Raw genomic sequence first — 13448 nt, 5'->3', positions numbered from 1 at the left:
TAAATTAACTTCATTTAAACCTAAATGCATATGCTATGGATAAAAATAGAACGGTTCAGGTAAATCTATCGTCAAGCAAAAAAGACAAACCCTTAAAGAGCTTGCCTTCTTTTCATGCATTATAATTTTGCAATTTTAATTCGCTTAATCTGATAGCCATCTTTTTCTTCAAGAATAAATTCATAGCCATCATATTCCATTACTGTTCCAACTTCGGCATCCAGGTTATTTGTAAAGAACCAGCCACCGATTGTATCGACTTCATCATCTGCAAGGTAAATATTTAAAAGCTGATTTACCTCTTCCAGGCTAATTTTTCCCGAAACAAGATGTATGTTTTCGTCGACTTGTTCTACATCTGGCATCTCATCTTCGTCAAACTCATCTCGGATATCTCCCACAATTTCTTCAAGTATATCCTCAACGGTTACAAGACCTGCCGTTCCACCATATTCATCATTTACAATAGCCATATGGATTCTTTCCTTCTGCATTTTGAGCAAAAGCTGCTTAATCGGTGTGGCTTCTGATACATGGATAATTGGACGAATAAATTTCTCAATTGTATTTGGTCGATGCTCATCAAACTTACCAGTAAGAATCTCTTTTAAATTTACTAATCCGATAATGTTATCTTTATCCTCATCGGCTACAGGGTATCTCGTAAATTGCCCCTCGCGCATAATATCAAGATTTGCTTCGAAAGTGTCCTCTTTTGAAAAATAAATCATTTCCGTTCGAGGAACCATTATTTCCCTTGCTACACGTTCATCAAAATCAAAAATGTTGTTCACGTACATCATTTCTGATTGATTGATTTCACCACTCTTATAGCTATCTGCAAGAATTAAGCGAAGTTCTTCTTCACTATGAGATTCTTCATGACCGCTCATAGGCTTTAATCCTACAGCCCGTGTTAAGAGTCGTGCCGAACCGTTTAAGAACCAAATGAATGGGTAGAGTAAACGATAAAACCACATTAGCGGCCTGGCAACAAAGAGGGTCACCTGCTCTGCTTTTTGAATTGCCAATGTCTTTGGTGCAAGCTCTCCAATAACAACGTGGAGAAATGTGGCAAATGCAAAGGAAACTATAATTGAAAGAGTCGTAACTAGTGCATCGCCAATTTCAAAAACACCAAACAACGGATGAAGCAATCGCTCAAATGTTGGTTCTGCCAAACGCCCGATACCTAATGCTGTAATTGTGATACCAAGCTGACAGGCTGATAAGTATTCATCTAAATGTGAAACAACCTGTTTGGCATAAATCGCCTTTTTCTTACCGTTTTCAATATGTGGTTCAAGTTGTGTACTACGCACCTTTACAATGGCAAATTCTGCCATTACAAAAAAAGCGGTCATTGCAATTAGTACAGCAACTGCAAGTAAATTCACTATCGTGGATATGTCCAATTAAGGTCCTTGTGTGTGACACACAAGGACTTCACCTCCTGATTTCTAAAAATTAAGTATAATTATATTGAAACTCCGTACATTGATGATTCAACACATAGGTAAAAAATACATTCACCAAATCATTGCTGAATCTGTTATATTGTTTTACCTTCCCACATGAATCACCCACTTCCCTAAAATGATTATAATATATTTGAAAATATGAGTCTATATTTAACGAACAATTAACAAAGTAAATTTTATAAAGCATTTTGCTGCCTCTCAGTATAACGATTCTTATGAAATCATTCTTCGCTATAGATATGCCGTTTATACACTAAGTTCTCTAGAAAACGCCAATTCTCCTACTAAAAAAACAGCTGGACATTCCAGCTGTTTTCATAATCATCGCTTCTTCTTATCTCTAAAATCTTTCGATAAAGTCCTTAGAAATGCGATCATCATTATAAGAATTATAACCGTTAATGGTAATGCTGAAGTTAATGATGCAGTTTGCAATGCCTCCAGGCCACCTGCCATCAGTAGTACAACAGCTATTGCGGTAATTAAAACACCCCAGATCACTTTCGTAATAATAGAAGGGTTTATACTTCCTTTTGAGGTCATACTCCCTATTATATAGGTTGCAGAATCTGCAGAGGTTACTAAAAATGTAAAGATAAGCAGAACAGCTAATGCTGAAGAAATTGTCGATAATGGCAACGTCCCAAAGGTTTCAAATAGTGCTACTGCTAAATCTACATCTACAGCCTCCGCTATTTGTGTTCCGAGATTTAAATCACTGTAGAGCGTTGTTCCTCCAAATACAGCTATCCATAAACAGGCAATTGCAGGGGGAACTACAAGTACACCGAAAATAAACTCTCTTATCGTTCTACCTTTCGAAACTCGTGCAACAAAAGCACCTACAAATGGGGACCAAGATATTGCCCATGCCCAATAGAAAATCGTCCACTCGTGTACCCATGTACCACCTTCATATGGTGTCATTCGCAAGCTATACTGAACAAAGTTGGTCAAGTAATCTCCTAACCCCAAAACAAAGGTTTCTAATATAAATACTGTTGGTCCCGCAAAGAAAACAAATAATAGCAATAATAGACATGCTGCAAGATTAATATTACTTAACCATTTCATCCCTTTATTTAAACCTGTTATAGAAGAAGATAAGTAAGTAATGAGCATTACTAAAGCAATAACAATTTGAATTCCGATTGAATTCGGCATTCCGAATATCGAAGTCATCCCACCATTCATCTGTAAAATCCCAAGTCCCAATGAGGTTGCAACTCCCATGACTGTCGCTATAACTGCAAATGAGTCGACTGTGTTTGCAACTATTTTTTTCGATCCGACTATAGGACGAATCGAAGTGGAAATAAGACCATTTTTATCTTTTCTAAATTGAACATACCCAATGACAAGTCCAACAATAGCGAATACAGACCACTGGCTAATCCCCCAGTTAAAGAAAGCATACCCCATTGCTACCCTCGCTGCTTCTGGAGTTTGGGGATCAAGTCCAGGAAATGGTGTGTTTAAAAAGTGGCTCATCGGTTCTGCAACTCCCCAGAACACAAGACCAGAACCAAATCCTGTGGAGAATAGCATACCAATCCAGGTAAAGAAAGGATACTCCGGCCGAGAACTTGCGTTTCCGAGCCTTAGCCTTCCGTATTTGCTTATTGCAAGAACAATTAAAAATGCAATAAAACTAAATACAGCAAGTAAATAAAACCATCCAAAATTCGTAGTCGTAAAATTAAATAGCGTCTCAGCGACTTTGCCAAATCGTGAAGGCGCAACGGCTCCGATAATGACTAATAAAAAAATAACAATAGCTGAAACAAAAAATACCGGATTTAAAAATGCTCTATTTTTCATATGTATGTTCCTTTCGTCAGCTGCAAGTTTTACTGTAAAATCTCTTGCTATTACAGCATATATAATATATCCTACTTGATCATAGTCTAAACCACTTTTTGTTTTCCGAAGCGGAATCAGATATTAGCATGGAGAAAACAATAAACAAGCTTAAATATATACGAAAAAAACATTAGAAAACTTGAAATCCAAAATAAGTCTACTAAAAGATAATGATTAAATACTTCCGTACATAGAAAAAACCATTCTGAAGGAATTCAGAATGGTTTTTTCTATTACTTTATTATTTTACACTGCGAACATGACCTGCGAACTTGCTTTCCCAGTAACCACTTGTCATATCAGCAACAGCTAATCCCGTAGAATTTTGTGCGCCAATAAATTTACCGCCACCAAGGTAGATTCCAACATGCCCGTTCTTTTTATAGGTGTCAAAGAATACGATATCTCCAGGCTGCATATTGCTAGAAGAAACTTTTGTACCTGTTGTCGCTAATCCTGTAGTGCTTGATGGAATAGAAATTTCTGCTTGAGCAAATGCCCAGGATACGAATCCAGAACAATCAAATCCTCCTGGACCTTTGCCTCCCCATACATATGGTGTTCCAATATGAGAGAATCCAGCATTAATTGCCGTACTAAGATTGCCAGATGCTGCAGGTCTTGATGTTGATTCTTTGCTTAAAGTTTGTAACTCTCCGCCAGATGCAGCTTTTTCAGATGAACCTGTATCTGTATTTCCAGTTGCATTAGCACTTGCAACTTCTGTTTCTGGTGCAGGCTCTACTGCTGCTTGTAAACTAGTTTTCACTTCTTTTTCTAGTGTTGCAAGCTTAGAGTCTTCTACCTGAAGCTCATCTTTTAATACGCGTAAGTCATTTTCTTTTGCTTTAAGTGTATCTTTTTTATCTTCATTTGATGCTTTTTGTTCTTCAACTAAGGCAAGCATTCCTTCAATTTCAATCTTCATTTCATTTAATTCGTCTAATTTCGCAAGTACAGCATCCTGTTTTTCTTCTACAGCAGCTTTATCTTCTTCCTGCTTTTTGATTAATGAACTATCAGACTCTGAAATTTTATTTACTGCTGAAACACGGCTAATAAAGTCACCAAAGCTTTGGGATCCGAAAATTACTTCAAGGTAACTGATATCCCCACCACTTTGCTGATAGGATACAGCGCGTTCCTTCAATATTTCAAAACGCTTTTCGATTGCTTTTTCTAGTTCCTTAATTTCCTTTTCTAATTGAGCTACCTCATCTTCTTTCTCAGAAATAGCTTCATTTGTATTATCCATTTGCTTTTGGTTTTCTTTTAAGGCTTTATTTACCTTTTCAATTTCTTCATTTAATTTCTCTAAATCTATTAAAACCTCTGCTATTTTACTATCAGCATCAGATAGGTTTGCTTTAATTGCATCTCGCTCTTCTTGAATTTGTGCTTGCTTGTTTTCAATATCTTGAATGGATTCTGCCTGGGCTGATACAGTGAATAAAGTACTACCTAAACCAACCACTGCAACAGTGGATAACGCCATAAATGTCTTTCTCAACTTTCATTTCCCCGCTTCCCATTTCACACCGCAAAGCTCTTTTTATGTAGTCTTCTATGAATTAAATATTGCTAAACTATGTGATTGTTTTTTAATTATGTATTAATTTTTCTAGGCAATATGAATTATAGCATTGTAAAATGACATTCATATTATAGTAATGTTACAATTATATTTCAAAAACGACATAAATCGCCTAATTTTGCTTCATATCTTAACAAAACCTTCATATAATTATCGAAATAATCCAATAAAAATAGCGAGTACCAAAAAAATGCCTACCCTATTTCTTTAGGATAAGCATTTTTTTTATTATTTTAATTCGTTTTGTCAGGAATTTTGAACTATATTTACTTCAAGATAATTAGCTTGTAAATTGTTCAGCTTCTGTCGACCCTTTCAGTGCAGTTGTTGACGAAGTGCCACCAAAAATTACTTGTGCTACTTCATCAAAGTAGCCAGTGCCTACTTCACGCTGATGACGTGTTGCACTATAACCATATTTCTCACTTGCAAATTCATCCTGCTGTAATTTAGAGTATGCCGCCATTCCTTCATCTTTGTACCTTCTTGCTAGCTCAAACATACTATGATTTAGAGCATGGAAGCCTGCCAACGTTACAAACTGGAATTTATAACCCATTTTCCCAAGCTCTTTCTGGAAGTTAGCTATCTCCTCATCAGAAAGTTTATGCTTCCAGTTAAAGGATGGAGAGCAATTGTATGCCAATAGCTTATTGGGATATCTCTCATGGATTGCATTAGCAAAATGTCTCGCCTCTTCCATATTCGGCTCTGAAGTTTCACACCAAATCATATCTGCATATGGTGCATATGCTAATCCACGAGCAATTGCCTGATCAATACCAGCCTTTGTTCGATAAAATCCTTCAGAGGTTCGTTCCCCTTGAATAAACGGTGCATCATACGGGTCTACATCACTAGTTATCATATCCGCAGCATTGGCATCTGTTCGAGCAATAATTACTGTCGGGGTCCCCATTACATCTGCAGCAAAACGTGCTGCAATTAAATTTTTAACTGCTGTTTGTGTCGGCAGCAAGACTTTACCACCTAAATGTCCACACTTCTTTTCGGATGATAATTGATCTTCAAAGTGTACGCCAGCTGCACCAGATTCAATCATCGACTTCATTAATTCAAACACATTAAGCTGTCCGCCGAAGCCTGCTTCTGCATCCGCTACAATGGGTACATACCAATCAATATCTGTATTCCCTTCCGAATAATGAATCTGATCCGCTCGCTGTAATGCCTGATTAATCCGCTTAACTACATTTGGTACACTATTAGCCGGATATAAGCTTTGATCCGGATACATTTGTCCCGCTAAGTTCGCATCCGCTGCCACCTGCCAGCCACTTAAGTAAATTGCTTTTAACCCAGCCTTTACCTGCTGAACGGCTTGATTTCCTGTTAATGCACCTAAAGCGTTCACATATTCTTCCGTATTGATTGATTCCCATAGTTTCTTTGAGCCTCTTGTTGCTAAAGTATATTCCAAATCAATGGATCCTCTTAAACGAATGACTTCTTCTGCTGTATACGGACGTTCTACATCTACCCAACGAAGTTCCTTTTCCCAACTCTTCTGTAAACTTTCAACACGTTGATTTGACATCATTCATTTCCCCCTTTTAATAATTCCTTATAGGCTGGTATTGTTAAAAATTCAGCAAAGCTATCTTGTTTTATTAATGAATCAAAAATTTGTGCGGCCTGTCCAAAATTCCCTTTCCGGTAAGTATCCGTACCATATTGTTCTTCAATCACCGATAGTTCCTCTTGCATGATTTCTTCAACTAGCTCCATTGTTACTTTTCTGCCATCAACAAATTCTCCTTTAGGATAGCGAACCCACTGCCACACCTGCGCTCTTGAGATCTCTGCAGTAGCTGCGTCTTCCATTAAATTGTTGATTGGTACAGCTCCTCTCCCGCTTAGCCATGCTGCTATATACTGGATACCTACATTAATATTGGTTCGAAGGCCTCCTTCTGTAATTTCGCCAGCAGGTAACCGGACCAAATCTTCTGCCGATACGCGCACATCGACTCGTTTCTTGTTAATTTGGTTTGGTGTCGGCATCACTTTATCAAAGATATCTTTAACAAGCTGAACCATACCTGGATGTGCAACCCATGTACCATCATGTCCATCAACCGCTTCCCGCTCCTTATCTGCACGAACCTTATCAAATGCGACTTTATTGGCTGCATCATCGTTTTTAACTGGTATTTGAGCTGCCATTCCACCGATCGCCATCGCATTACGCTTATGGCACGTTTGGACTTCTATCCCGCAAATCTCTTGGTAGTTGATCAATTGTCCAATTCCCTTCCCGAACTTGCTTTGTCTCTGAAAGAAATTGTAGCTGCTTTCCCTCATTCAGCTTCTCCTGAATTTGCTATCTAATTTCCAGCAGGTTTTTACGTCGTTCTTCAAAGTAGTTGTGCAGCTTCTCCAGAAATTCTAATGCTTGAGGTGTTAAAATTTCGTTAAACTGATTTTCATGATTGATTTGTACGGTGGTTTGGTTCATTAGCATTCCTCCCCTTGCTGTTGTATTATAAATAGATTAACTTTACTTTGTTATATAACAATAACAATAAAAAAATTAATCCTCTTTTTTTGACAAACAGTAATCACATTCCATTGTATAACTTTTAGAATCAACCTCTTTACCACATTCTGGACAGGACAGCTTTTCATACTTTTTCATGTTATCTCCCCTCTCTTTTATATAACAATATTTAATATTGTTTGTTGTTATAATACAGTCTATGTGATTTTTTAAAATAATGCAACCATTTTTTATAAAAATTTGAAATTTCTTATCAGAAGTAAGAAAATAGATACGTGTTATAAACATTTAAGACTTTTTATTTGGAGTGGAGTTGTCGTGAGATACTTTTCATTTATCGGTGATCGAACTGTTAAAACAGGTATTGCAGTTTTCTTAACTGCGCTAGTGTGCCAATGGATAGGCTGGCCACCTGTATTCGCTGTTATCACAGCCATTGTAACCGTGGAGCCTACTGTATCCGATTCAATAAAAAAAGGCTTGATCCGTTTTCCAGCATCAGCAATAGGCTCTGCTTTTGCGGTGTTATTTATCTCACTTTTCGGTAACTCAGCGCTCACCTATGCACTTGCAGCAGTATGTACAATCGTAACATGTTTCCGTTTGAAGCTTCATGCTGGTTTGCTTGTCGCCACCCTAACTGCTGTTGCAATGGTAGAAGTCATCCATACTAACTTACTTGTTGCGTTTTTTATTCGTTTGGGGACCACAACAATTGGACTTGCTGTTTCAACCTTAGTAAACATGTTTATTCTACCGCCAAAATACCGTTTGCATATTTTTAAAAGGGTTACAACAATACGAATGGATACTGCAAACCTAATTGAACACACATTCCAAGCTATCTTAGAGGGTAAGCAAGAAAACATCCCTGTAAAGGAGAATTTAAGCAAAATGGATCATGCTGTGCTGCAGACCGAACAACTAAGTCGGTTTCAAAAAGACGAAGCAAAATTCCATCCGCTTCTCAAATCGGAGCAAGAACAGTTTGAACAATTACAGCATCAATTAAGCAGCTTACGGATTATACATTACCATTTGAATAATTTAACTCGTAATCCAATTACTGAATTATCGTGGACAGAGCGGGAAAAAAATACAATCATGAAAGCTGTATATGGGGTCACAAAACGTTTACAGGAGGATGAATCCTATGCCGTTACGGTTCATCAAAGGCAATTAAAAGAAATCACAGATTTATTTTGGGAAGACAGTGAAGCAACCATAAGGAGCAATCCTACATCCCTAACGAATTTTCCACCTGAATTAATTATTTTATATGAGCTTGTTTCTATTTATCATATGGTTGAAAGATTCTATTCTTTCGATCATGTAAAAATAAAAAGAGCCACTCCTAACTAAGAGCAGCTCTTCTTATTTCACAAGATTTTTTTGAAAGGCATATATAACTGCCTGGGTACGATCCTGTACTTCTAGTTTTCCTAAAATATTACTCACGTGCACCTTAACTGTCTTCAAGGCAATGAATAATTCATCTGCTATTTCTTGATTAGCTTTTCCTTGTGCAATCAATAACAAAATTTCCATTTCACGTTCCGTCAATTGCTCATGAAGCGCTGCTTCTGGCTTGTGTCGCATACGATTCATTATCTTTCCGGTTACTTCTGGTTCAAGTATTGACTGTCCTCCATGTGTAGCACGGATTGCTTTTGCTATTTCACTGGCTTTTGATGTTTTTAACATATAGCTGGTTGCACCTGCTTCAAGCGCTGGATACACTTTTTCATCATCGAGAAAGCTTGTTACAATTATAATTTTTGCTTCTGGCCATTTTTCAATAATTTTCTTGGTCGCTTCAATGCCATCCATTTCCTTCATAACAAGATCCATTAAAATAATATCCGGACGTAATTTCAGTGCTAGCTCAACAGCTGGAGCCCCATCATCTGCTTCAGCAACAACATCGATATCAGGCTGTGCAGAAAGATAAGCTGAAACTCCAATCCGTACCATTTCATGATCATCAACAAACAATACTTTAATCACGTGCATCCTCCTCCTTCCTTAAAACCGGAACCTTCACCTCTAATCGAGTCCCTTCATTTGGTAAACTAATGACTTTGAAAGTACCTCCAACCTCATAGGCACGTTCCCGCATATTTTGCATCCCGTATGAGCTTGTTTTTATAGCATCTGTTTTGAAGCCGATCCCATTGTCGGTAACACGTAAAATAATGGTTTCATCTCGTTCAATCAGCAAGACATGCAATGTCGTTGCCCTAGCATGTCGTAACGTGTTTGATAAAGACTCCTGTAAAATACGAAACAGTTGGTCCTCTACACCTTTATCTACTTTAAAATCTTCTACCTTTGTTTCAATTTCCATGGGAACCTTTTGTGTCAGCTCAAGCAATAGCTCTTCAACACCCTCCTGCAGCGTCTTTCCTTTTAGGGCAACAGGACGTAAGTGGAGTAATAATGCCCGCATTTCCAGCTGTGATTGATGAATCATTTTTTCTACCATTTCCAGTTGTTTTTTTAACCCTTGATCCTCTAGTGAACCTGTTTCATTAATCGCAGACATGAGCATGGACGCTGCAAAAAGCTGCTGACTGACGGAATCATGCAGCTCACGTGCAAGTCGGTTTCTTTCTTGGACAACAATTTCTTGGAGGCTTTGCTCACGCTCATTTGCTCGTTCCGTTGCAATTCGCTGTGCATTCTCTGCTTGATTTCGAATTTTTTCCTGCAATTGATACATCCGGTGTTCAATGCTATCCAACTCTTTATATGATTCTTCAATCGCCCCCAGCTTCCCACCCTTTATCATGACATCAAGCTTTCGATCGATTTGGGTTAGTCTTTGCTTCCAATACCAGCCTGTGGTAAAACCAATAATTGTACCAAACATGATCGCTATAATTACAATCGTAAGTATGAAAGATACATCACCGATTTTCTGCTGCCAAAGCAATCCCCAGCCTTCTGCCTTATCAAGTGAAAAGCCAAAAAAAGTAATGAGCACCAACGTAACTGCTAATAATATGCTGCAAGCAACGGCCATCAAAATATGCTTGAAAATTGTATTCATATCCGTTTCACCTCAATATCTCCAGAAAAAAGTGAGGTAATTATTTTCACACGCGGATATGCTGTATCATAATTCGCCGTTTGATAGTGGATCGACTTATTCATTAATTTTAGATGATGCTTTCCTAATATATGAGCTTTACCAAACACTGAGCTGTGATGAATGCTTACTTCAACTTCATAAGGTACATAAATTTCGATATTTCCAATGACGTGCCGGATTGATATAACAGCTGTATCATTTGGCAACACCGTATTACTTAAATCAATAATCCGATCGCCAAATGCGCCGTGGATATTTACATCTTTCCACTGGTACGCAACATCTTCTGTGATTTGGTCGTCAAATAACTTATGGTCGAATAACGGATTTACTTTCAAAATCGATTCATGATTCTTCTCGGCATCCGGAAGAATCGGATCAAACTGAGTTGCTTCGCTTTTAGACTTTGAATAGTTAATAATAAAAATAATAATAGCTGCGATAATCAAAAAGCGTACCGCAAGTAGATTTAGCACTGAAAACACCATGCTAACAAGCGCTATCCAGAATACAATTTTCCCCCATAATTTATGGAAATTTTTCCAGCCAATATACATAAACAATGCAGAAAATAACGCTGGAATGATCGAGCCACCGAAAAAAAAGGCAATCTCAAATATAAGGAGAATCACACCAATGATCAATATCCAGTTGAAATAATCTGTTGTTAGTCTTTTGAACATTTTGTAATCCTCCTTTGTTGTATGTAATATTATATATAAATGAAACAAACCGTTACGTTATTTTAGCAACTCTAAACAATACAGACGCAGGATTTTTTCTGCGCCTGTACTAGTATATCATGTTTTTTATTTTTTCTGCATGTATGTTCTACCGTTGTTAATTTGCTTTTTCGTTTAATTCTTTTTCAAGTGCTGCAATCTTACTATCAAACGTGCTACGATAGTACGAGCTATTCACTTTGTATTCAAGATTCTCGATGTACTGCTCCATCTCATCGAATTTAGAGAATGGCTTCTCCGATGTATCTTCAACAACTCGATTAATTTGATGGTTTGCTTTTGCAATATTTTCACGGCCCATTAACTCCATACGACGCAAGTGCATATCCTTTAAGCGATGTTTCATATCCTCGTATTTTTGCTCAAGTGTGTCAAGCTGTTCAATCGCTTCTTCCCTTGAAGCTTTCATACGTTCAGCGCGTGCTTGATACTCCTCATACTCTTTCAACGCAAATTCATGCATTGCTTGTTCCTCTGCTTTTTCAGCGATTGCCGACTGCTTTAGACGTTTGTCAGCTAATTCTTGAGCCTTCAAATATTCGCGTGAAAATTCTTCTTTTAATTTATACTGACGGTCAATAAGCTTTCGAACTTTTTCTTTCTCTTGCTCACTTTGACGCAAGTATTGATTTAATGCAGCAATCGGATTTTTTTGTTCCTTTTTATCCATCATTGTATGAAGATCAGCTGAAATCGAATCTTTAATGCGTGTAAAAATGTTAGTTGACATAAAAATCTCTCCTTTTTTTCTTTTGATTATTAAAATAGTGGTGGTTTCTAATTTGTTATGACATTTGCTTTACTTATTTAATTCGGCCCATTGCCTCTCAAAATTTGTAAATGGATCATCATCCTCTACAACATGAACAACTGGGTCTTCTTCTTTATTCCAGTTTTTATAAATAAGGTAAAGTACGTACGCTGCAGCTACTCCCATTACAGCATACAGATTAGAGAACGTAATACTCAATACAAGCAATCCAACTAATGCCCAGCCGACTTTTGCTAGTGTTGAATCAGTTTTTACGAATTTCTTAAAGCAGACGTATAGCAACCAAACGCTAAGTGCTAAGAGCACCATTGGTCCAATGTTTGCTATTAATATGAACAGGGCAATTAACCCTCCAATAAACAACATAAATTTTTTCATTTCGTTTGCCTCCTTTCTTTATCTTGATTCCATCTTACCGGTTTAGGAGACTTTCGATAATGAGCCTGAGAAATATTTTGGACTAGGTCTCGGGGCTTATTGTGGAGTGCGCCTTTAGGTGTGAACGTTCGTAGTGTTGATAGCTGTTGCCGTTGCTGGGGGCATTGTGATTAGGGATGGTGCTTTTTTAGACGGGGTTGGTGTCTTAGAGACGAGGGATGGTGCTTATTATAGTCGGATTTGGTGTCTTAGCGATGAAAGGTGGTGCTATGTCAGACGGGGTGGTGTCTTAGCGATGAAAGATGGTACTTTTTAGAGGTTTTAAAACAACGTGGTGCGGAAACTGGCCGGAGTGATAATAGGAAGAGAAAAAGGAAATGGAATATTTCTCTACTTCCTTTTTCTCTTCCTATTAATAAGCCAGATAATAAATAGAATCGTCCCAATAATGATTAGAGTGAAAGCGAAATCAGAATAGATATTCATGAATCCAATTATTTTTTGCCAGTTTGCCCCAAGGACTGAGCCTAATGTGATAAGAATAACATTCCAGAGGATTGTGCCGATTGTTGTAAAAAGGAGGAATAGCCAAAAATTCATTCTGGCCATGCCAGCTGGAATCGAGATCAAGCTTCGAACAATTGGTACCATTCTACAGAATAAGACAGTCCAATAACCATACTTGTCAAACCATGCGTCCGCCTTGCGAATATCTTCCTTTTTTAGTCGCAGAATATGTCCCCAGCGATTTATTATTTTTTCTAATCGTTCTGCATCGAGCAGCATACCAATACTATATAAGATCATTGCACCTATAACCGAACCTGCTGTTGCAGCAACGACGACACCAAATACTGTTAAATCAGTATATGTCGTCAGAAACCCACCGAATGGTAATACAATTTCTGATGGAATCGGAGGAAAAACGTTCTCTAAAACCATCATTAGATAAACTCCCAAATATCCAAGTTTTTCCATGATATCCGTAACCCAATTTTCCAT

The 13448-nt window shown here is 37.7% G+C and carries 13 protein-coding genes and 2 pseudogenes; 2 read left to right on the top strand and 13 right to left on the bottom strand.

What is annotated here, in order from left to right; genetic code table 11:
* Nucleotides 1-119: 119 nt before the first annotated feature.
* The 7 genes and pseudogenes from MHH64_RS10510 to MHH64_RS10480 all read right to left on the bottom strand — a co-directional run.
* A complete protein-coding gene (locus MHH64_RS10510; protein ID WP_095309362.1) occupies nucleotides 120-1415 on the bottom strand; it encodes a hemolysin family protein in 1296 nt (431 codons plus the stop codon).
* A gap of 387 nt (nucleotides 1416-1802) precedes the next feature.
* Nucleotides 1803-3302 carry a BCCT family transporter gene (locus MHH64_RS10505; RefSeq protein WP_095309364.1) on the bottom strand — a complete coding sequence of 500 codons (1500 nt, stop codon included), beginning with the start codon at nucleotides 3300-3302 and terminating at the stop codon, nucleotides 1803-1805.
* 283 nt (nucleotides 3303-3585) lie between these two features.
* Nucleotides 3586-4854 carry an NlpC/P60 family protein gene (locus MHH64_RS10500; RefSeq protein WP_340003201.1) on the bottom strand — a complete coding sequence of 423 codons (1269 nt, stop codon included), beginning with the start codon at nucleotides 4852-4854 and terminating at the stop codon, nucleotides 3586-3588.
* Between the two features lie 364 nt (nucleotides 4855-5218).
* Nucleotides 5219-6496, bottom strand: a complete 1278-nt coding sequence (gene aceA / locus MHH64_RS10495) for an isocitrate lyase (RefSeq protein WP_340003273.1) — start codon at nucleotides 6494-6496, stop codon at nucleotides 5219-5221.
* A pseudogene (locus MHH64_RS10490) lies at nucleotides 6496-7173 on the bottom strand (malate synthase A); the annotation flags it as partial. The pseudogene MHH64_RS10490 and the gene aceA, both read right to left, overlap by 1 nt.
* Before the next feature lie 109 nt (nucleotides 7174-7282).
* The gene (locus MHH64_RS10485; protein ID WP_340003200.1) at nucleotides 7283-7417 is read right to left on the bottom strand and encodes a hypothetical protein; all 135 of its coding nucleotides are present in this window, start codon (nucleotides 7415-7417) and stop codon (nucleotides 7283-7285) included.
* Between the two features lie 75 nt (nucleotides 7418-7492).
* Nucleotides 7493-7573: pseudogene (locus MHH64_RS10480) on the bottom strand (YhfH family protein); the annotation flags it as partial.
* 204 nt (nucleotides 7574-7777) lie between these two features.
* On the opposite strand from MHH64_RS10480, the gene MHH64_RS10475 reads away from it, so the two are divergent.
* Nucleotides 7778-8821 carry an aromatic acid exporter family protein gene (locus MHH64_RS10475; RefSeq protein WP_118888776.1) on the top strand — a complete coding sequence of 348 codons (1044 nt, stop codon included), beginning with the start codon at nucleotides 7778-7780 and terminating at the stop codon, nucleotides 8819-8821.
* 12 nt (nucleotides 8822-8833) lie between these two features.
* Here the strand turns inward: MHH64_RS10475 and MHH64_RS10470 are convergent, their stop codons facing one another.
* The 5 genes from MHH64_RS10470 to MHH64_RS10450 form a co-directional block, all read right to left on the bottom strand.
* Nucleotides 8834-9466, bottom strand: a complete 633-nt coding sequence (locus MHH64_RS10470) for a response regulator transcription factor (RefSeq protein WP_095309371.1) — start codon at nucleotides 9464-9466, stop codon at nucleotides 8834-8836.
* Nucleotides 9459-10511, bottom strand: coding sequence for a sensor histidine kinase (locus MHH64_RS10465; protein WP_303447946.1), 1053 nt, complete (start codon nucleotides 10509-10511; stop codon nucleotides 9459-9461). The genes MHH64_RS10470 and MHH64_RS10465 overlap by 8 nt, the downstream gene beginning before the upstream one ends.
* On the bottom strand, nucleotides 10508-11236 hold the full coding sequence (gene liaF / locus MHH64_RS10460) for a cell wall-active antibiotics response protein LiaF (RefSeq protein ID WP_118888774.1): 729 nt from the start codon (nucleotides 11234-11236) through the stop codon (nucleotides 10508-10510). Before liaF ends, MHH64_RS10465 begins: the two co-directional genes overlap by 4 nt.
* 157 nt (nucleotides 11237-11393) lie before the next feature.
* On the bottom strand, nucleotides 11394-12026 hold the full coding sequence (locus tag MHH64_RS10455) for a PspA/IM30 family protein (protein ID WP_095309377.1): 633 nt from the start codon (nucleotides 12024-12026) through the stop codon (nucleotides 11394-11396).
* A gap of 69 nt (nucleotides 12027-12095) precedes the next feature.
* Nucleotides 12096-12446 (bottom strand): flagellar basal body rod protein, encoded by a 351-nt coding sequence (locus MHH64_RS10450; protein WP_095309379.1) that lies wholly within the window; start codon nucleotides 12444-12446, stop codon nucleotides 12096-12098.
* A gap of 133 nt (nucleotides 12447-12579) precedes the next feature.
* Between MHH64_RS10450 and MHH64_RS10445 the strand changes: the two genes are divergently transcribed.
* Complete coding sequence (locus tag MHH64_RS10445) at nucleotides 12580-12762, top strand: hypothetical protein (protein WP_340003199.1); 183 nt, start codon at nucleotides 12580-12582, stop codon at nucleotides 12760-12762.
* 74 nt (nucleotides 12763-12836) lie between these two features.
* Here MHH64_RS10445 and MHH64_RS10440 read toward each other — a convergent pair whose 3' ends face one another.
* Nucleotides 12837-13448 (bottom strand): DedA family protein, encoded by a 612-nt coding sequence (locus MHH64_RS10440; RefSeq protein WP_095309383.1) that lies wholly within the window; start codon nucleotides 13446-13448, stop codon nucleotides 12837-12839.

Origin of the sequence: Oceanobacillus sp. FSL K6-0127, assembly GCF_037983385.1 — a bacterium.
Lineage (GTDB): Bacteria > Bacillota > Bacilli > Bacillales > Amphibacillaceae > Oceanobacillus > Oceanobacillus profundus.
Note: the sequence above shows the minus strand (reverse complement) of the source record. Positions and strands in the feature narration are given on the sequence as shown.